General features: G+C 54.6%; 12 protein-coding genes. 2 read left to right on the forward strand and 10 right to left on the reverse strand.

The features are described from left to right. Positions 1-422: 422 nt before the first annotated feature. The 3 genes from C173_RS02105 to C173_RS02115 all read right to left on the reverse strand — a co-directional run bounded on the left by C173_RS02105 (position 423) and on the right by C173_RS02115 (position 4980). Entirely contained in the window at positions 423-2690 is a 2268-nt protein-coding gene (locus tag C173_RS02105; RefSeq protein WP_036721936.1) for an AraC family transcriptional regulator, read from the reverse strand. Positions 2691-2937: 247 nt separating this feature from the next. Further along, positions 2938-3606: a potassium channel family protein gene (locus C173_RS02110; protein ID WP_036721939.1), complete on the reverse strand. Its 669-nt coding sequence runs from the start codon at positions 3604-3606 to the stop codon at positions 2938-2940. A gap of 12 nt (positions 3607-3618) precedes the next feature. After that, complete coding sequence (locus tag C173_RS02115) at positions 3619-4980, reverse strand: TrkH family potassium uptake protein (protein ID WP_235191735.1); 1362 nt, start codon at positions 4978-4980, stop codon at positions 3619-3621. A gap of 250 nt (positions 4981-5230) precedes the next feature. Between C173_RS02115 and C173_RS02120 the strand changes: the two genes are divergently transcribed. Next, on the forward strand, positions 5231-6934 hold the full coding sequence (locus C173_RS02120; RefSeq protein ID WP_036721941.1) for a CPBP family intramembrane glutamic endopeptidase: 1704 nt from the start codon (positions 5231-5233) through the stop codon (positions 6932-6934). A 67-nt stretch (positions 6935-7001) separates the two neighbouring features. On the opposite strand, the gene C173_RS02125 is transcribed toward C173_RS02120, so the two are convergent. The 7 genes from C173_RS02125 to C173_RS02155 all read right to left on the reverse strand — a co-directional run bounded on the left by C173_RS02125 (position 7002) and on the right by C173_RS02155 (position 20468). Then, entirely contained in the window at positions 7002-8756 is a 1755-nt protein-coding gene (locus C173_RS02125) for a cache domain-containing sensor histidine kinase (RefSeq protein WP_036722089.1), read from the reverse strand. A gap of 12 nt (positions 8757-8768) precedes the next feature. After that, positions 8769-10325 carry a response regulator transcription factor gene (locus C173_RS02130; RefSeq protein ID WP_036721943.1) on the reverse strand — a complete coding sequence of 519 codons (1557 nt, stop codon included), beginning with the start codon at positions 10323-10325 and terminating at the stop codon, positions 8769-8771. A 65-nt stretch (positions 10326-10390) separates the two neighbouring features. Continuing rightward, a complete protein-coding gene (locus C173_RS02135) occupies positions 10391-12085 on the reverse strand; it encodes an extracellular solute-binding protein (RefSeq protein ID WP_155991189.1) in 1695 nt (564 codons plus the stop codon). Further along, entirely contained in the window at positions 12064-16638 is a 4575-nt protein-coding gene (locus C173_RS02140; protein WP_051477762.1) for a galactose-binding domain-containing protein, read from the reverse strand. The genes C173_RS02135 and C173_RS02140 overlap by 22 nt, the downstream gene beginning before the upstream one ends. A 538-nt stretch (positions 16639-17176) precedes the next feature. After that, complete coding sequence (uvrC, locus tag C173_RS02145) at positions 17177-19240, reverse strand: excinuclease ABC subunit UvrC (protein WP_036721947.1); 2064 nt, start codon at positions 19238-19240, stop codon at positions 17177-17179. Positions 19241-19418: 178 nt separating this feature from the next. Next, on the reverse strand, positions 19419-19736 hold the full coding sequence (trxA, locus tag C173_RS02150; protein WP_036701616.1) for a thioredoxin: 318 nt from the start codon (positions 19734-19736) through the stop codon (positions 19419-19421). A 240-nt stretch (positions 19737-19976) separates the two neighbouring features. Continuing rightward, the gene (locus C173_RS02155) at positions 19977-20468 is read right to left on the reverse strand and encodes a GNAT family N-acetyltransferase (protein ID WP_036721949.1); all 492 of its coding nucleotides are present in this window, start codon (positions 20466-20468) and stop codon (positions 19977-19979) included. A 139-nt stretch (positions 20469-20607) separates the two neighbouring features. Between C173_RS02155 and C173_RS34115 the strand changes: the two genes are divergently transcribed. Next, positions 20608-20769 carry a YqzM family protein gene (locus tag C173_RS34115; protein WP_155991192.1) on the forward strand — a complete coding sequence of 54 codons (162 nt, stop codon included), beginning with the start codon at positions 20608-20610 and terminating at the stop codon, positions 20767-20769. Positions 20770-20859 lie beyond the last annotated feature (90 nt).

Here is a 20859-nt window from a genome sequence, read left to right on the forward strand (position 1 = left end):
CATACCGTTCATCCTCCTCCTATATCTAGTCTACATTTTTGTGGGGGAGGACTCCAACTTCTTTAGGGGGCTGTGGAGTTCTGCTCTTCATTTACTCGTTTAGCCAACTTTCCCGGGATTCAGGGGCACTTCTGCTCTTCATTTACTCGTTTAGCCAACTTTCCCGGGATTCAGGGGCACTTGTGCTCCTCATTCGCTCGTTTAGCCAACTTTCCCGGGATTCACATCCACCCACTTTCAGCACCATTAGAGGGATTTATCCCTCTCATTTCCACCGCCTGCCCACTTTCCACCGGCAAGCCGAAAAACCAAGATCCTTGAAACGAGATACCGGTCCGCCGGGGATGGGTTTCTACGGGTTTCTATGGGCTTTTATGGGCTTTTATAGGTTTCTATAGGTTTCTATGGCCATCTATGAGCTTTTAGGAACTCTTACTCTTAGCTGACTTGTAGCCGCTTGGCGGCATGCCCTCATACTTGCGGAAAAAGCGGTTGAAGCTCTGCACATTGGCGTAACCGACCTCTGCGGCAATCTGCTTGATTGTCAGCCCCGAATCCAGCAGCAGCTCCTTCGCCTGCTCGATCCTTAGCTGATTGACGAAATCAATCATGCTGCTGCCGGTCTGCTCATAGACAAGCTTACGCATGTAGGAGTAGCTGATGCCAATCTGCTTGGCCATGTCCTCGAAGACAATCTCTTCGCGGTAGTGCTGCTTCAGGTACTCCATGATCCGCTGTGCATAATTGGTCTCATGGGTACTGCGATCCAGGCTCTGTACAATCTCACAGTAGAAATCATACAGGTACTCCTCCAGCTCATCCAGCGTATCCATCGCGGCGAGAATCGAATACACGTTGCCCCGGCCCATAATCATCCTTCCGGTTCCGAGGTGGTTCTCCCGGAGATGCTTGATCGTCGCGCCCATCAGCTGATGATAGATGAACATAATATTATCGTAGGAGATATTATCCTCTGCGGAGATCTGGCTGCGGATACTCTGCAGCTCCTTGAAGATTCCCACCAGGTCGCCGGCATCCAGGAAATTCAGAATTCGCCGCTCGCTGCTCTCAGAGTCAACATATTTGCGGCTGTTATCCTCCCCGTCATGCCAGTACATGATGCTTCCGGCCCCCTTGATCATCCTGCGCTTAATCACCTCCATCGCTTCGAACAGCCGCAGTGCCACCCGCTCGGGAGCATCCGTCCGCTCACTCACCCCAATCGTGACCGAATGCTCCAGCAGCTCAAGAGACTGATCGCGGATCTCCTCCAGCGCCTGATGAATCAGAGTACTATGCGCCTCCCCCTCCTCCGGAGCAAAGTTCAGTACAATCACTGTACAGCCCTCATTATGGTAGACACAGCGGGCCACCAGCCCCTCAGGGAAAACATTCTCATACTTGGCACTCAGCAAATACCGGTGATAACTGCGCGTCTCCCCATTGGTATGGCCCACGTATCTTCTATATTGGTCGATGGAGACCACCACCACTCTGTAACAGGCATGCGGAAAAACCTCCGTGATCCGCGGCGGAATCTCACCGCGCAGCAGACGGTGCACGGCCAGACTGCGGGTATCCTGTTCACGCTCCTGCAGCAGCTGGAACAGACTCTCTTCCTCCTCCTGCATCCGTTTGAAGGCCATATCCAGGAAGGCCAGCTCATTCTTGTTCACTACGCCCAGATCCATCTTCGAGCGCATCGTCTGCACCAATTGCCTCAGGGGCCTGGATAGCCAGGTGGCGAGGAAGATGGCCAGCAGCGTCCCCAGTAGAATGATCGCCCCCGTCAGCAGAATAATATTCCCCTGCATCTCCCGGGATTTGGTCATCAGCTCATCCATAGAGCTCCAGCTTACATTCCACCACCCGGACAAGGAGGAACGGCTCCAGGCATACACCGTCCGTTTACCCTCCAGCTTGCGGAAGGTGTAGCCTTCACTGGCTTCCTGATTCAGAATCTCCTGTAAGAACGGCAGCTTACGGCTGTCGGAGAGCAGCATGGACCGGTCATTGAAGGAGATCACCGTACCCGCAGTGTCCAACAGCAGGTAGTTGCTGTCACCCACCTCGGTAGCATGCAGATATTTGCCGATCTGGCTCTCCTTCATGTTGACGACGATCACTCCCCGGGTGGTGGTGGACAGGCGGTTGAGCGGGTACACATAAGACACCACGTTCTCGCCCGACGCAAGCTTACGGGGCACCCATACCCCGCTGATCCCCCTGCGCCCCTTAAGCGCTTCTGTGATCCACCCGATAGGCTCATAGCGGGCAAGCGTCGTGATGCTGCTGTCGGTAGAGAAGACATAATCCGAATCCTCCAGGACAAAGAATGAAGAATACACACCGTCCACCCGGCGGTTCAGGTTCAACAGCTCCTTGGTGACAGACAACGCCAGACTTACATTGTTATAGTTGGCGTTAATCTCATCGTAGGTCTCGAAGCTGCGGATGCGGTCAAAAATATTCGTCGCCGCCAGACGCGACGTATCCTGGGCCAGATTAGCCAGCGCGTTCTCATTCAGCCTGCGGTTGGCATTAAGCCCGGCCAGCGTGGATTCCCCGATAGCCGCTTCAGAGTTCTGTATAATCTGCGACCCGCTGTACCAGGTCAGGACTGCTGTAGGAATAGCCATAATGCAGAATAGAATCAACGCCAGCTGCAGGATCATCGGTGTTTTTTTCATCACGTATCCCCCTAAGGATTTCTATGTTACCGCTTACAATATTTTATTTTATCATTTCAGGATACATTTTACATATGTGTATAGGAAAATTTTTCAACCCCCGCGCGGCATGTTACAGGCTGGTGAAACAGGCGTTCTAATGTGCGGCTGCAGGCTTACGCCGAAACAGCAAAAAACGCCTGGATGCATTGCCATCCGGGCGTTTTTAGCTTTCTTTTATCTGGATAGGCTGGCTGGCAGGAAATCCTTACTCCGCATTCACCGCTTCATCCTCGAACTCCTCGATGCTGTCGTTGGAGCCGATCACCACCATGATGTCTCCCTGATGCACATGATCATGCGCAGTCGGGGCAACGATGATGCCATCCTCGCGGTTCAGGGCAATGATGCTGCAGCCGTATTTGGCGCGGGTGTTCAGCTCAGAGAGGCTTTTGCCGTTCATGCAGGCGGGCACCGTCAGCTCAACAACCTTGTAATCCTTGGAGATCTCGATATAATCGAGCAGATTCGGCGTCACCAGCTGATGAGCCACGCGGATACCCATATCCCGCTCCGGAAAAATCACCCGGTCCACCCCCAGCTTCGACAGCGCACGGCCATGCAGAATGGAGATGGCTTTGCCGACCACCTGCTTGACGCCCAGCTCCTTCAGCAGAATCGCAGCCAGTATACTCCGCTCCATATTATCGCCGATCGCCACAATGCCGCAGTCGAAATTACGCACCCCGAGTGAACGCATAATCCCTTCATCCGTAGCATCTGCCATGACTGCATGCGTCAGCCGTCCGGTCATCTCCTCCACCCGCTCCTCCTGGTGGTCAATGCCAAGCACCTCGTAGCCCATGGACATCAGCTCCAGTGCCAGACTTGAGCCGAAGCGGCCCAGGCCGATTACAACAAACTGCTGTGGTTTCATGACTTGATTCCCCTATCCAATTATCATTTTGCCTTCCGGATATTTATATAATGGTTTACCCTGTCTCGGACCGAGCGCATACGCTAGCGTCAGCAGTCCCAGCCGTCCGGCGAACATGGTCAGGCAGATCAGAATCTTGCCGACCTGCGTCAGCTCCGGGGTCAGTCCCAGACTCAGTCCGACATTGGCAAACGCTGAGATTGTCTCGAACAGAATCATCAGATAAGGCAGCCCCTCTGTAGTCGAGAGCATCATCGATACCGTAACGATCAGCAGCAGCGCCAGCAGCGTAATGGTTAGTGCCTTGAACACGCGCTCCTGAGCCAGCCGGTAACGGAAGAGCACGATGTCTTCGCGGCCGCGCAGCATGGAGATTACAGCTCCGATCATCAGCGTGAAGGTTGTGGTCTTAATGCCGCCGCCGGTAGAGCCCGGGGAAGCGCCGATGAACATCAGGATCACGATGAAGAACTGAGTGGCCTGACGCAGTCCCGTGATATCCAGTGTGTTGGCACCTGCTGTACGCGGTGCCACCGATTGAAACAGGGAGGCCCATAGCTTGCTCCCGAGATTCAGCGGTCCCAGGGTCCGCGAATTGGTGAACTCGAAGATGAAGATGACCACCATTCCGGTCACAATCAGTCCGGCTGTCATCGACAGCACCACCTTGCTGTGCAGCGACAGCCGCCGGGTGCGGCGGAAGTCGGCCAGATCGGAGATTACGATGAAGCCGATTCCCCCGGAGATGATCAGGAACATAACGACCAGGTTAATGACCGGGTCTCCGACATAGCTGATTAAGCTATGATCATGCCCGCCGAACAGATCGAATCCGGCGTTATTGAACATCGACACCGCGTGGAACACCCCGTAGTAGACCGCGCGGCCAAACGGCATATCCACCGCCCAGCGGATGGACAGGAGAAGCGCTCCCGCAGCTTCAATGACCAGGGAATAGAGCAGCACCTTGCGGATCAGCCGCACAATCCCTTCCATCGAGCTCTGATTCATGGCTTCCTGAAGAATCAGCCGGTCACGCAGTGATATTCTGCGCCTGAACACCAGCGCAAACAGCGTGGCCATCGTCATGAACCCGAGCCCGCCAATCTGGATCAGCACCAGAATGACCGCTTGTCCGAAGGCCGTAAGATGGGTACCGGTATCCACTACAGCCAGTCCGGTCACACAGGCGGCAGAGGTGGCTGTGAACAGCGCGTCCATGAAGCGGAGCGGCTGACCGGGTACGCTGGATACCGGAAGCATAAGCAGCAGCGTGCCGATGAGGATGACCGCAGCAAAGCTCAGCACCAGGATTTGCGGAGGAGCCAGCTTCAGGAATCGGAAGCCGGTGATCTTGGAAGACGGTGACGCCAAACTTCTCATCCTTTCAGGGTTCCATATTAGAAATTACGAATCGGTCAGTATCAGATAAGCATACAAAATTATATACGTTATTGCCTAACTTCACAAAGACTCATTTTGATAAGAAGACAAAAATAACAAGCCTTTAAGCATAAGCCGGGACTTCTTCACGTAAAAGGATAATAAGGCATTTCTTTGTACCTGCCCGGCATGTAATACTATAATGGATGGATGAGAGCATTTTATTTCAAGGAGGCGTTCCATGAATCCCGTCGGCCAGCCCCTGCATCAGCGGCCCCTTACTACCAAACTTATCCTAGCCGGAATTCTAGGACTCATTCTATTTGTCATGTTCCAGATCGCTCCACAGCTCCTCTCCAGTTCAGACGGGGATACAGCCATTCTCAGCAAAAGCGAAATCCGGGAGAAGGCCGCCGCATTCGCTGCTGGGCAGCTCGGCTATGAAGCCGCAGCCGGAGATGAATGGGTGATCCTATACAAGACGGACTCTTCCTTCTACGGCTATATGTCCCGTGAGAAGCTGCTTCCGGACTATTCCAAGAATAAGCTGGACCAGCGTTATCCGTTCGATGTGTACCATGCGGTGCTCTATACGTCCGGAGAGGCGGCAGCCCGGCTGGCAGTCGATCTCAATATGTATACCGGCGAGCCTGTGGCTTTTGCTGTTGGCGCCGATGCCGACGCTGCGTCCGGGCTGAATTACGGGGAGCGGCCCACGGCGGCAACCAAACGTAACGATACTGCCAATCCTGTAAGCAGCATACCGGATCTGAGCCTGGAGGCAAAAGAGAGGCTCGCCCTTCCCTGGCTGAAGCTCTGGGGGGCCAATCCTGCCAAGCTGAAGATTGAGGCTAACCTTGATGGATACGGGCTTGTCTATTCCGACAACTCCGTCACCATAGGTGAATTACCGCTTAAGTACCAATTCAATTATCTGAACGGCGAGGTCTCGTACTTCCGTGCCGGATTCTCGGCTCCCGCCTGGCATGATACTTATGTGGACGGGCAGACCTCGCTTGCCAAGAAGCTCACCTTGTTCGGCTACGGCCTGCCTACACTGCTGCTCGGTATCCTGGCGATGATCTACGGCATTCTGCGCAGGAAGCATACTTCCTGGAAACGCGGAATTTTCCTGAGCTCCGTCCATTTCCTGATCATGATGGTCAGCAGCTACAATGTGGTATCCGAATCCGGCAGCGGCAGCGCTGAAGCCAGAGTTACAGCCGTAGTCATGTTCATCATCTACGTTCTGTACAGTCTGCTGATGTCGCTTCTGCTCTACTTCTCCCTGGTTGGAGGGGACGGCTTGTGGCGCTCTGAGGAGAAGCTGAATCCTTGGCCCCGGGCCTCCGAGCCCGGCTACGGCCACTATGTACTGAAGAGTATCCAGGCTGGTTATATCTGGGCCTTCATTCTGCTTGGCGTACAGACCGTCATGTTCATTATTCTGTCCTATACGCTGGATAACTGGTCCACCACAGATGCCAGCCAGTCGCCTTACAACATGAAGTATGCCTGGCTCCTGCCGATTGTCGCCTGGCTGGCCGGGCTCTCGGAAGAGGCGGTCTACCGTCTGTTCGGGATCCGAATGCTGAAGAAGCTGGTTAAGAATACGCTCATCGCTTCACTGATCACGACCCTGATCTGGGCACTCGGACATACGCTCTACCCGATCTATCCCGTCATCTCACGGCCGATTGAGCTGACGGTCATCGGCCTCCTGTTCAGTTATATTTTCATCCGGTACGGGTTCATCGCGGTGATGTTCAGCCATGTGGTATTCGACAGCATCCTGATGGGGGCTACGCTAATCTTCATGCAGGATAAGGTGAATGTAGGGGCAGGCATCGTGACCATCATCCTGCCGTTCATCGTCGGTTATCTGGTATACCGCTTCAATCCTCCACGGGAGCCGAAGCCGGTAGAACCTTTCTCTACTCCATAAACACCAGCAGCGGCTGCGCCTCCTGATCAGGGAAAGCGCAGCCGCTGCTGCTGTATAGCTATAGCTGTCATGACTCTTCCGGCACAGAATGATACGGACGGTAAGGAAAGCGGAGCCGGATCAGCGTTCCTTCGCCCAGAGAGCTGTGAATAGCTACGCCATACGGTCTGCCGTACTGCAGCTTGATCCGCTGGTCCACATTACGGATGCCATAGCCGATCCCCTGGCCCGCAGGCTCAAGAATCTGTCCGATCAGCTCCTCCTTCATCCCCAGCCCGTTATCCTCCACTTCAAAGACCACATCACCCTCTTCCATGTAAGCACGGATAACCAGGGAGATTTCATCGTCATACCAGGCATGCTCCAGCGCATTCTCCACAAACGGCTGCAGAATAAATTTCACGCTCTCGCTCTCCAGCACCTCCGGCGCTACAGCATAGGCGACATGAATCCGGTCCGCATTCTTGATCCGCTGAATGTCGAGATACGATTCCGCGATCTGCAGCTCCTGCTCCACGGGAATAATCATCTCCCCCCGGTGCAGCGTCAGCCGGTAGAACCGGGCCAGTGAACGGATGACCTCATGCAGCTTATCAATCTCCCCGAGCTTGGCCATCCGGCTGATGGAAGAGAAGGTGTTATACAGGAAATGCGGGTTCATCTGGGAATGCAGCACCTGCAGCTCGGTCTCCTTTTTCTCCAGACTGACGACATAGACCTCATCGATTAACCGCTGAATGGTTGAAGCCATCTCGTTAAAAGCACTGCCGATCTCCGCAAACTCATCATTGCCCCGGACCGGCATCCGCTTGTGGAAGTCCCCTTCCTGAAAAGATTTCAGGGAAGACACCAGCTTCTGGAAGCTCCGCGAGAAATACTGGGACATCGCCAGACTGATCAGAAAGAGCAGCACCAGGGTAACCAGACAGATGCCGATGGTCACATTGCGGACCTGCTGTGAATTCTTCTGCAGCGAAGCATATGGAATCCAGGCTACTACACTGGCCGGCATATTGGTAACCGGCTGTTTGATCTGCATATAAGAACCGGGCTGCTTAATATAACCTGAAGCGGCTGAAGCCAGCGGCTCAGGGATAACCCCGTTCGGGGAGCTTGTGAACAGCAGGCGGTCTGCGTTATCCACGATGAACAGGATGCTGTCCTCGCCCAGCTGCCCCGAGACTGCATCAGAGAAGATGTATTTCATATTCGCCGTCATTTTGATCAGACCATTCAGCTGCAGGGTATCGTAGTTGATCAGGGGCCGCAGGTAGGAGATGCTGCCATCCGCCTTGTCATTGCCCGTCTGCCGCCATGCACTGGAGCCGTAATGCAGATCGAGCCTTCTGTACCACGCTTCATCCTCAATGCGTTCCATATGAAACAAAGAGTACTTCCGGACATCTTCTGCTGCACTATCGTTGTAATAGAATTCCCCGACATCAGGATTGCTTACATAGACGGAGAGCTCGACCTCCGGGTCCGGCAGATTCGCCGCATTCTTCAGCCTGGGGAGGATATACTGCGACATAATGCTGTATCTCTCCCAGCCGGAATGATAGCCTGCCAGATAACGCGCCAGGGTCTGGTCTGCATACAGCTCATCGGTGCTGCGGACCATATCCTTTAGCCGGAAATCCACGTTGCTGGCCATTTGCCTGACAGCCACCTCCAGATTGCTTCTGGTATGCTGCTCGGTGGAACGCACAGACGACAGGTAGGCATAGCTGCCGATCGCGATGATCGGTGTCAGCACCAGCAGCAGATAAGAAATAAGCAGCTTGTAGCTTATGGGAATGTATAAGGATTTCGCACGCTTCATCTGCATGCCGGATCAGCTCTGCTTTCTGTAATCGGCTGCGGTCATATTGAAAAACTCCCGGAATTGCCTGCTGAAATAAGCAATGTTCTTGTAGCCAACCTTATCAGCCACCTCGTAAATTTTGTATTGAGGCTGATCGAGCAGGAGAATCGCCTTCTCCATGCGGAGCCGCACAAGATACTCATTGAAGCTCTCCCCCGTGTGCTCTTTGAACAGGACCCCGAGATGATTCGGCGAATAGGCAAAATGGGCAGCTACCGCCCGCAAGGTAAGATTCTCTGTCAGCCTCTCCCGGATATAAGCTTCAATCCGCTCCATCAGCCGGCGGTTCTTGTGCTGCTTCTTCATGAACAGAAGCTCGGAAATCTCAAACAAGGTACACCGGAGCCAGCGTTTGATATCGTCAACGGTCTCCAGATGATGAATGACGTCCATCTGCTGCAGACTCTCGTAGGTCTCGTTGAGTGTCCCCAGGTAAGCCTCCAGCCGGGTAACGATATGAATAGAGAAATGATAGACCTTCACCGGATGCTCGAACAGCGCCGCCATTTCGAACAGCTCGTCGAGGCAGTCGCAAATATCAGCCAGCCTGTAGGCCGCCATGGCCCCGAACATCCCCTCCAGGACAACGCTCAGCTCCTTGATCTCCTGAACCATACCCGGCTTGCTCATCACCGGCGGAATCACCCTGTTCTTGCCGATGAACATTTTGCCGTTCATATAAGCCTTTGCCTGGGAAAAGGAGGAGGCCAGTCCTTCCGGAGACCCCACCTCTGCTCCATAACTTACAGTGATCGTATACTCCGTGTGCTCACGGACCTTCTGCACCAGCTGCTGAAGCTGCTCTTCCAGCGTCAGGCGCTGCCCGGTATAGACGAAACCGAGCTGTGAACGGTTCAACCGGCACCATTTCCCGGCAGCGGCGGCGTCAATCTCTGTCCCGATGTATTGAAACAGCCTGTCCAGACCGGCATAGACATCCTCCGGCTGCTCCTGCACCCGCATCAGAACATCATCGGCCTCAATCAGCACCGCAGAAGCGCTGGAGAAGGCCAAGTCGAGCGGATACCGGTCCAGGAAGGCGCCCAGCGTAGCCCCGTCAATGCTGCCCTCCAGCAGATGCTGCAGCACATCATTTTTGATGAAATCGAAGGAAGCGATCATCCCGCCGTCCTCCGGCCCCCTGCTCCGTTCCAGCTCCAGCTCGGCGGTAGCCGTGCGCAGTACACCGATCAGCTCCTCATCATCAACCGGCTTAAGAACGTAGGCATGGGCCTTCAAGTCGAGTGCCTGCTTCGCATAATGAAATTCCTGGTAGCCGCTGATGAACACGATTTTGAGCCCCGGGTTCAGCTCCAGCGCCAGGCGGGACAGCTCCATACCGGAAACCGCCGGCATCCGGATGTCTGTAATCAGCAGATCAATCTCATGATTCTCGATATATTGGAGAGCGGCAAGCGGGTTGCTCTCGCTACAGACCACTTCAATCCCAAGCTCACTCCAGGGAATCAGGCAGCGCAGCCCCTCCAGGTCATAATTCTCATCATCTACCAAGACAGCTCTGTACATCGCAACCAGCACTCCTTCATGCGGAAAAGAGGGTACATAACGTATCCCTCTTCTTCTCCAAACGTTTATTGTTCTGGTGTGTAATCCTTGATCTTCTTCAGATTGCTCTGCCACACTCCGGTCTTCCAGGCCAGCAGCCTGTCATAGCCCAGGTCCGATGCTTCCCTGTCTGCTGCCTTAAGCAGCTCCCGGAGCTCTTCATCACTTGCCGCAAAAATCATCCGGGGCACCACCTGCGCATATTGATCCCTCAGCTTTTGCAGAATAAGCCCCTCTTCCGAGGCAGGCGCCGGGTCAAGATTAGAGAATTCGGTGATGTTCATCGAAGTCTTGAACGTTATATTGGCTTGTCCAAGAGTCGTCCAGTCCCGGGCTCCGGCGGGCAGCAGCTTCTCACGCTGTGCTTTGGCAGCATCAATGTATGAAGTATTACCGTACCAGTTGAATTCTCCGATCTTCAGATCATCATACCATTTCAAGTCACGTCCAATATAGGAATCATTTGGGATGGGAACTCCATCCTCTACTTTATCATAAAACAATCCCTCCGGCCCGAAGAAAAGAATACGCTGCCCCTCAGGACTCGTCGCCCAGTTCATATAGGAGAAAATGGCCTCCGGGTCCCGGGCAGCGGTTGTAATGACATTGACATTCCAGCCCAGCGTATTGTACCCGGAGGGGTAGACCTTGCCGGGATCAACGCCTTCGCGGTGCAACGGCCAGATGAGCTCATAGCCGTCCAGCGGGTCCTTAGCGGAGAGCTGATTATTCGCTTCCCGGCCGATCCCTTCCACGACAGCGTCATAAGCGCCGAATACGGCGATCCGGCCGCTTTTCAGCTTTTCCAGCACCTGATCCCGTGTCTCGGTCAACAGATCCGGAGAGGTCAGTCCCTGACGGACCAGCCGGGCCGCCAGCTGCAGCGTCTCCAGGAATGCCGGGTCCCGGTACACAGAAGTCAGCCGGATGCCGGAGGGCACACCGAAGATTTGGCCTGAACCGGGAGAGATGAAGCTTGGTGTCCGGTTATCGGCCGCACCGCTGTACAGCATGCCGATCATCTGTATTTCCACGCCGTCCCGGGTCTCCCCGAAGTCAATCGGCACAATATCCGGGTATTTCCTCTGCACTTGCTGCAGATACGCTTCGAGATCATCCCATGTCTCAAGCCTGGGGGAGCCGAGCTCGCGGTATATCCTCTTCTCCACCAGGAAACCGGCGTTGCCGCTGCCGCCGCTGCCGTTAATATACCAGTTCGGAATCTGGTACAGCCTGCCGTCTTCACTGCGCAGCATGTTCAGCGTGTTCTCGCCGACCGTCCGGGCGAATTCGGGATATTGCTCCAGATAAGAATCCAGCGCCACCAGCTTGCCTGCCTTTTGCAGCCGTTCCACATCCTTGCCGCGATCCATAACCAGCACATCGGGAAGCTGATCTGAGACTATCATCGCATTCAGCTTCTGGGCGGCAGCACCGCTCGATGGTACCGGCAGAAGCTTCACCTTCAGATGATCGGTGATCCACCGGCTATGCGGCCCGGCCTCCCAGTCCGGCGCCGTATACCAGTCATAGTTCACAAAGACGGTGAACTGAACCGGCTTCACCTTGGAGGCCAGCTCCGAGAGGGGGACGGCTGAAGGATGGCCCGCAGGCAGCGTAATTTCGGAGCGGCCGCTGTCCGAGCAGGCACTAAGACTGCTTAGAACCAGCAAGAACAGGAGTGCCGCTGACCTGGGCATTAATAGATTGACAGTTCCCATAAAGAATAGCCGTACTGGGTGCCGCGCTCCGTCCCGTTCACTTTCACATACCGCGCACTGACCGGGGTGAAGCTGACATCATCGAGTCCGCCATCCCCGGTTGTTGTGGAATAGGCTGTGGTCCAGTTCGTACCGTCTGCCGACGTCTCAATCGTGTAGGCTTTGGCGTAAGCCCCCTCCCAGTTCAGCAGGACACGGCTGAGCGTCTGGGCAGAGCCGAGGTCCACCTGAATCCACTGCGGATCACTGAAATCCGATTCCCAGCGGGTGCCCTCGTTTCCGTCCACAGCTCCGGCAGCGGGCTGCTTCGGATTCTCCGAAGCGGTAACCGCCTTGTTCAGCGCAAGGTTCACAAGCGGCGGTGTGCCGCCGGTAATCACCTGCTGCACCGAAGCATCGTTATATCCCGCTGCTGTTACTGCAATCGTATACGTCTTCCCTGTAGGGAACAGCGCGGTATTCAGTTTGATTTTACCGGCTTCCACGGTATAATTCGCTGCCGCTGCTGCCACTCCACCCACCCTCACCGCAGTGATTGCAGTTCTCCAGGCCGCATTCTCCGTGAACGTCAGCTCAATCGGCTGACCGACAGCATTCTGGGTGGTGTCGGCTGTCAGAGCAGGCGGAGCCAGCGGTGTCACGGCGCTGCCGCTCCCGTACACCTCCAGTTCCCACAAGGAATACCCGTACGGCGTGCCGCGCTCTGTGCCGTTTAATTTCACATACCGCGCGTTGACCGGGGTGAAGCTGACATCGTCAATGTCCCCGTCTCCGGTAGTTGTCGAATAGACTGTTGCCCAGTTCGCGCCGTCTGCCGATGTCTCGATCGTGTAGGCTTTGGCATATGCCCCCTCCCAGTTCAGCAGGACACGGCTGACCGTCTGGGCAGAGCCAAGATCCACCTGAATCCACTGCGGATCACTGAAGTCCGATTCCCAGCGGGTGCCCGCATTTCCGTCTACAGCGCCGGCAGCAGGCTGCTTCGGATTCTCCGAAGCGGTAACCGCCTTATTGAGGGCAAGGTTCCCGGACGGCTGTGTTCCGCCGGTAATGACCTGCTGCACCGAAGTACCATTATATCCGTCTGCTGTTACTGTAACCGTGTAAGTCTTCGCCGTGGGGAACAGCACCGTGTTCAGCGTGATTTTACCGGCTTCCACGGTATAATTCGCCGCTGCTGCTGAAGTTCCATCCACTTTTACCGCAGTAATTGCATTTCTCCAGGCCGCATTCTCCGTGAACATCAGCTCAATCGGCTGGCCGGCAGCATTCTGGGTGGTGTCAGCTGTCAAGGCAGGCGGAGTAAGCAGCGTATCCGTGGTCACCTTCGTCGGGTCCACCTTCACCAGCTTCCCGGCCGGGACTACAGCCGAGCCTGTAACTCCTCCGCTGTTGCGGAACGTAACGGTAATTGCCGCATTCGTCGGATTCCAGACCAGCGCACGGTAGGCGGAACCTTTTTTATACACCGTTGCACTGTAGCCGTTCTCCGCCCAAATGTCCTTGGTGCGTGATCCAAGCGTGGCCATATTGTGCACGAACCAGTACGTGTTGAACAATTCGTTCTGTTGCGGCAATGCCGGATTCCATTTATTCAGCACAGCCTGCGGATCGCTCAGCGCCTGAATCGGCCAGACAATATGGTACCAGTCCGGTTCCGGCCCACCGTTATCGGCCACGAAGCCGCTGTATAATCCAGCCGCCTTAGCCGTATCGAACCCGTAGCTGGTCAGATATTCTGCTGTAGGCAGCCAGTGAATGCCATAGACATACACCGGATTCCCATTGAAAAAGGTGCCGAAGAAATTCGAGCTTCCGTAAATCTGCCCCACCGTTTTATGCGTATAGCCGGGCAGCCAATTATCCTGGTCGTAGTTGAACCAGTATTGCTGTACCGCTCTAAGCTCCGTCGTGAAGCCCATAATGGAAGCATCGCGGAAGGCGGTGTTGCCAGTCAGTGTGCTCCACATATATTGGCCGACCCAGCCGAACAGCGATTCCCCTGCTGCTTCCTGGTTATTGCCGCTGTCATTGTCAGCATAACCCCCGGCCCATGAATGGCCTTCATACGGGTCGAAGTTGCGGAAGTACGGATACTTCGGGTCCGTCTTCGACGGATTGGCATAATCCCGGATCAGCTCATCGACCATCCCGCTGAATTTATTTCTGAAGTCGGTATCGTAGGTCGCGAGCACGGCGGATGCAAAAACATAATAGCCATACGTGAAATGATGGTCCGTGATGCCAGAGTTCGCACCGAACTCGCTGTTTTTATAGATCAATGTTCCCCAGTCAGAGTTGTAGTCGAAATAATAATCGGTTTCCCCCGAGGTGTACGTATACCAGTCTGTAAGCACCGTCTTCATCCGGGACAGGAACAGATTCTTGTAGCTCTCATTGCCGATCTGATCGGCGATCAGCACACCCATGGCCAGCGGATGCAGCTTCTTGCCCTGCCAGTACGCATCGGCCTGCATCAGATTGGTGGCGGTGTCCGTATCCAGCAGCGCCAGGTAATTCAGCAGATCCTGACGGGAATAGGTAGAATCGCCCGGCTCGGTGAACTGCGGCACAATGCCGTGGAATTTATCCGTAGTGGCGAACGAATTGCCCTCTGTCACCTTCATCGTTCCGCGGATGGACGGGAAGGAGACAGCAGTCAACGGTGTTGTAGTAACCTTCCACTGGTGGGGAAGCTGTGCCATCAGCGTTGTATTCGGGAAGCCCGAACGCTTGAGTTCTGTCACCGCATTGAAGGTGGTCGTGACATCGGAGGTGGTCTCGTTGAAGGTATAGGCCACCTTCGTGTCCGTCACGAAGGCATAGCCGTGCTGGTAGAAATAATTCAGATTGGACGGTGCCGGAAGAGCCGACAGGGACAGGTAGTTTTGGCCTCCGCCGAGCTGGATTTTGAGCTTGGCACCGACCCGCTTGAAGGTTGTACCAGCCGGCGCATACAGCCCATAGTGTCTGGTCACCATTTCAGATGTTGGCGCCCCGTTGGAATTGGTGACCGCAATGCCGATATGGTCTGCCGTCACTGTGTCGCCGTCTGCAGCGAGAATAGTAGTATTGCTGCCGTCGAAGAAGCGGGCCCCGGCTGGCAGATACACTTCAGGACTGGACGGATCACTGAATTGCGAATAGAGATAAGGCGAGCCTTTGACGAATGTTGTCTTCAGCTTCTCGGTTGCACCATCGCTTAATACGGCTGTCGCTGACCAGTCGCCGTAAGCAGTAATCCGGTTCGACATCCCCGAGGTATTAATGTTGCCGGCCATCAGGAACAGATCCGGGCTTCCCGCGGCTTCCTGTGCTCTTCCGTCAGCGCTTAGGTAGCCTGCGCCCGGATTCAGAATGCTCAGCCCCTGCTTGGTATATTTCGATTTGAGCGGAAGCGTAATAATGCCGTTGCCGAGCTGATTGATCATGATGGACTGCCACCAGTCATTGGAAGGCAGCGGTGCAGTCAGCGCATCCGATTTATACTGCGGATATTTGGGCTGGGGCACCGAGAGGTCATTCGCAGCATGACTGCCTTGACCCACGGCCACTGTAGTCAGCTCCGGCAGGGCCGGAATGTTATAGACCGGCTTAGGATCGCCTGCCACATAATCATAGGCCTGGAATTCAAAGATCGAGTACCCGAAGGAGGTTGCTCTGCTGATCCCTTTCATCCGGAGATAGCGGCCGCTGGCATAGACGGGAAGATTAAGGGTGCCTCCGTCGCCGTGAAGCTCCCGGTAGATCGTAGTCCATGAGGTTCCGTTATTCGAGACCTGAATATCATAGATCCGGCCGGCGGCTGCCTCCCAGTTAAGGATCACCCGGCCCAGCGTACGTACGCTGCCAAAATCAACGCTCAGCCATTCATTATCGGTAGCGTTGGAGGACCAGCGTGTGTTCAGGTTGCCGTCCACCGCCAGTTCCGGCAGGGTAGAGCCGACCGGGAGATAATCGGCCACCTGATAGGATGAAGCCGTCACAGGCTTGTTCAAGGCCACATTCGGCCCCAGAACCACCGGAGGAGGATTAACGCCGCCGGTGCCGTATACCTCGAACTCATAGAGGGAGATGCCGTATTGCGTCAGGTTCCGCTCCGTGGCGAATACCCGGACATAACGGCCTGTGCCGCTGAGCGTAAGCTCATCCACACCGCCATCTCCTGTAGTTGTGGAATAGATATCACTCCAGTTCAATTCGTCAGCGGATACCTGGATTTTGTAGGCCTTGGCGTAAGCCCCTTCCCAGCGGAGCACCACGCGGTCTACGGCGGCAGTTGCCCCGAGGTCAACATAGATCCAGTTCGGGTCCGTCCCCCATGAGCTGCTCCACCTTGAACCCGTATTGCCGTCCACCGCTAGATCCGGGGTATTATTGCCCTCCGTGCCCGAGGCATACGCCGGCCGGTCTTTGGAGAGCAGATAAGAGTCCGCAGCATATGCCGGTCCTGGCGGAAGCGCCAGCACGAGACTCAGCAGCATGATGATGCTCAGACAAAGAGCAGTCCCATTGATCCCCTTTTTGCGACTTACTGTTTTTGAATATCCCATTTCTTTAATCCTCCTCTTATAAGCGTTTTCATAGATTCAAGATAAGCGTACCCTTTACCGAAACCGGTTGCAATTATACAAATCAACGATTTTATGCAGAAAGTAAAGATTAACCTAATTATGCAGCAACTCATAGTGTTCAGTCTACTATGTACATTTGGCCCGCACAGCGCCACCCAACGCAATGTAGTCGGTTTTTCGACTCCATTGCGCCCACACACTCGGGCCCGCCCATTGTGGTCGGTTTTTCGACTACATTCTGCCCACACGCCTCCACCACGCCCATTGTGTTCGGTTTTTCGACTACATTTCGCCCACACACTCGCGCCCGCCCATTGTGTTCGGTTTTTCGACTATATTCTGCCCACGCGCCTCCACCACGCCCAATGTGTTCGGTTTTCCGACTACATTTCGCCCTCGTTGGCCTGCCATCCAGACGACTAGCGGGATGTCTGAAGATACCATCCATTCCTAACCAAACCCAAAGAAGCCGGCCCACATGGGGCCGGCTTCTTTTCCGTTACCGTTCAAATCCATTTTAGATTGACGGCTCCTCATCCTTCAGCGCCTCCAGAATCTGACCGGCCAGCTTCTCGCCGATGGACAGCACCTTGAAATCCTCGATGGAGGCTTCCTTGATCTTCTTGAGCGACCCGAAATGCTTCAGCAGCAGCTTCCGGCGTTTGTCCCCGATGCCCGGAATCGAATCCAGCTTCGAGGTGACCATCGACTTGCCGCGCTGCTCCCGGTGGAACGTAATGGCGAAGCGGTGAACCTCATCCTGGATACGCTGCAGCAGGTAGAACTCCTGGCTGTCCCTGGCGAGCGAGACCGGCTCGGCGGAGTCGCCGACCAGCAGCTGGGCGGTTCTGTGCTTGTCATCCTTGACCAGACCGCAGACGGGAATGAATAACCCCAGCTCATTCTGCAGAATATCGATCGCCGAAGAGATCTGGCCCTTCCCTCCATCGACTACGATCAGATCCGGCTGCGGCAGATTCTCCTTCAGCACCCGTTCATAACGCCGCCGGATCACCTCGCGCATCGTCTCATAATCATCCGGCCCCTGTACGGTGCGGACCTTATACTTACGATACTCCTTGCGGGCAGGCTTGCCGTCGATGAAGACCACCATGGCCGAGACCGGATTGGCCCCCTGGATATTCGAGTTATCGAACGCTTCGATCCGGTTCAGCGAGTCCAGCCCCAGGCTCTGCCCCAGACTGCTGGCCGCCCCGGAGGTGCGCTCCTCGTCCCGCTCGATCAGGCGGAACTTCTCATTCAGCGCGACCCGGCTGTTCTGGCAGGCCATGCCGATCATCTGCTTCTTCAGCCCACGCTGCGGCACCAGCACTTTGATGCCCAGCCATTCCTGCAGGGCGGCGGCGCCTCCGGCCGCATCCACGGTTCCTTCGGCTGCTGCATCCTGCTCCGTCTGCTCCCGCGCCGCTTCCGCCGCTGCGCCCGGCCCTGCTGCTCCGGACGGATCAGCCGCAAGCACCTCACCAGCGTCCGCCCCGCGGGACACCTCACTGGCCTCCGACTCATCCTCTGCGCCCAAGGCCGCCATCAGCGCCTGGCCGCTCGGCATTCCACCGGCTACCAGCCCGCTGCTTCCCTGGCCGGCAGCGCTGCCTGCTTCCGGCGGAACCATGCCGGCACTTGCCATATCCGGCAGCAGAATCTCCTGCGGCAGCGCGGGATTTTCGCTGTAATACTGCGTCACATAAGACATGAAGTCACTGTACGCCTCTCCGTAGAACGGGAAAGCCGACGAATGGCGCTGGATCATTTTCCCCTGCCGCATATACAGAATCTGCACACACATCCAGCCCTTGTCCACCGCATAGCCGAAGACGTCGCGGTCCTTGGTGTCGGCCGTATTGATCTTCTGCTTCTCCATCACGGCATCGATATGCTGAATCTGGTCGCGCAGCTCCTTGGCCCGCTCGAAATACAGCTCCTCCGCCGCCTCCTGCATCTTCTTCTGCAGATCCTTCTTCACCGCGTCATGCCCGCCTCCGAGGAACGAGGAGATGTTCTGGATAATCTCTTCGTAAGCGGACTTCGGCACTTCCTTCTCACACGGAGCCAGGCATTGGCCCATGTGATAGTAGAGGCAGACCTCCTTCGGCATCACCCCGCACTTGCGCAGCGGATACATCCGGTCGAGCAGCTTCTTGGTCTGCTGGGCGGCGTAGCTGTTCGGATACGGGCCGAAATATTTAGCTTTATCTTTCAGCACCCGGCGGGTAACCTCCAGGCGCGGATGGGCTTCGTTCGTGATTTTTAGATAAGGAAAGGTCTTGTCATCCTTCAGCAGCACGTTGTAACGCGGCATATGCTTCTTGATCAGATTGCACTCCAGAATGAGTGCTTCCATATTGCTCGATGTCACGATATATTCAAAATCAACAATATTGGCGACCAGCCGCTGCGTCTTCCCGTTGTGGCTGCCTGTGAAATAAGAGCGCACGCGGTTCTTCAGTACCTTGGCCTTGCCGACATAGATGATCGTACCCTCTTGATTCTTCATCAGATAGCAGCCGGGCAGATCAGGCAGCAACGCAAGCTTGTTGCGGATATTATCCATATAATCCATAAGTTCTCCCCCACCTGTTACTACACGGTTATAAGGTAAGTTTAGAATAGAATGTACTACACATTCAAGCCTTAATATAGAACATCCGTTTCTATAGGACAGACAAAGCGCCTTCGGTAATCCGAAGGCGCTTTGTCTGAAGGGCCGCAAGGCCCAGATTACAGCAGATTGTAACCCATTATTGATGCTTGGCTACGATATTCTTAAGGGAGTCCTTGGAGTTCAGTCCTACGACTTTGTCGACAGGCTGGCCGTCTTTGAAGAAGATCAGAGTAGGAATACTCATTACTCCAAAACGGGAAGCTGTCTCAGGATTCTCATCGACATTCAATTTAGCGATCTTCACATCGTCACCCAGCTCGGTGGACAATTCCTCGAGAATTGGGGCAAGCATTTTGCAAGGGCCGCACCAAGGTGCCCAGAAATCTACTACTACAGTACCTTGACCTTCCACTTCATTCACGAAGGATTGGTCAGACACGTTCACGATAGCCATGATATTGTTCCTCCTCAAAAAGTTTTGTTGAGCTTAAGCTGTACGAAATAACTTCCGCTTCTATAGCCTGAGCCAAGTCCGCAGAATTTACTCCGAGATCATAGCGGGATAAAATGCTTCATGTAATATGATAACCAGATTATCAATTACCGACACATCCACAGTATAACATAAATACAATGCATTTGTTATATATTTCGAGAAATTATATTGCATAAAATTAATTTGTCTTTTAACGGTTTAAACTTTGTCCCTGAGATTCAGCTTCATAGTCCACGAGGTACCGGCTGTCCCGACATACTCGAAGCCGAGCTTGTTATATAACCGGACGGCCGCCTGATTCTCCGGATCAACACTGAGCGAAAGTGACGGGTATCCATCGGACACGGCTTTCTGTATGATGCCCTCCATAAGCCTGATTCCCAATCCCTGCTGCCTGTAGTCAGACCGAATAGCAACGCCTAATTCCGGGGTTGTGGTATCCACAAATCCGTAGCCCTGGTTCGTCTCGTCAAACAGCCTGTACCAGGCAGCACCTGCGGGCTGATTGTCCACCAGTGCGATTATCGCCCTGTCGCCTTGTCTCCCCCAATGTTCGTTGTACTTCGCAATCTCCGGGGAATTCAGCAGCTCACTTCTGGGCGGCTTACCTTGTTCAATATGAATGGACTCATAATGCATATCCAGTAGAAAATCATACTCCTGCGGTTCCATAGGTCTTATATGTATCATAAAATCATCCTTCTATCTTTACATCTTCCCTGCATCTTCGTATACTTGAAGAAAGCGCATTAATTGTCAATGACTTCTCTCACATGTATAACTGTAACCCACTTCATGCAGTCATGCAACAGCAAGGAGGAAGAAGCGAATGGACGTCAATGTCAACGCACAGGTCCGTGACCCGCGGGAGCATATCAATGAGGAGCCCCGCAACGATCTCGGTGATCTGCTGGCCGGTTTCTTCGGAATGACCGGCTTCATGACCGTGGTCTTCTTCGGAATGGTAATCATCAAGTATTTGTCCGAATAGCTGCTTAGCTGCAGCGTCCGGTATTCTTTGCCCAGGTCAGGGCGGGATGCCGGATTTTTTTTGCGTTCATTTTGTGCTCCATCGAGATTC

Source organism: Paenibacillus sp. FSL R7-277 (genome assembly GCF_000517965.1).
In the GTDB taxonomy this organism is placed as follows: Bacteria; Bacillota; Bacilli; order Paenibacillales; family Paenibacillaceae; genus Paenibacillus_AQ; species Paenibacillus_AQ silagei.

Coding starts and splice junctions, on each gene's coding strand:
- C173_RS02130 (WP_036721943.1), bottom strand. CDS start 10,325: ATGTACAGAGCTGTCTTGGTAGATGATGAGAATTATGACCTGGAGGGG.
- C173_RS02125 (WP_036722089.1), bottom strand. CDS start 8,756: ATGAAGCGTGCGAAATCCTTATACATTCCCATAAGCTACAAGCTGCTT.
- C173_RS02155 (WP_036721949.1), bottom strand. CDS start 20,468: ATGATACATATAAGACCTATGGAACCGCAGGAGTATGATTTTCTACTG.
- C173_RS02120 (WP_036721941.1), top strand. CDS start 5,231: ATGAATCCCGTCGGCCAGCCCCTGCATCAGCGGCCCCTTACTACCAAA.
- C173_RS34115 (WP_155991192.1), top strand. CDS start 20,608: ATGGACGTCAATGTCAACGCACAGGTCCGTGACCCGCGGGAGCATATC.
- uvrC (WP_036721947.1), bottom strand. CDS start 19,240: ATGGATTATATGGATAATATCCGCAACAAGCTTGCGTTGCTGCCTGAT.
- C173_RS02110 (WP_036721939.1), bottom strand. CDS start 3,606: ATGAAACCACAGCAGTTTGTTGTAATCGGCCTGGGCCGCTTCGGCTCA.
- trxA (WP_036701616.1), bottom strand. CDS start 19,736: ATGGCTATCGTGAACGTGTCTGACCAATCCTTCGTGAATGAAGTGGAA.
- C173_RS02140 (WP_051477762.1), bottom strand. CDS start 16,638: ATGGGATATTCAAAAACAGTAAGTCGCAAAAAGGGGATCAATGGGACT.
- C173_RS02135 (WP_155991189.1), bottom strand. CDS start 12,085: ATGGGAACTGTCAATCTATTAATGCCCAGGTCAGCGGCACTCCTGTTC.
- C173_RS02105 (WP_036721936.1), bottom strand. CDS start 2,690: ATGAAAAAAACACCGATGATCCTGCAGCTGGCGTTGATTCTATTCTGC.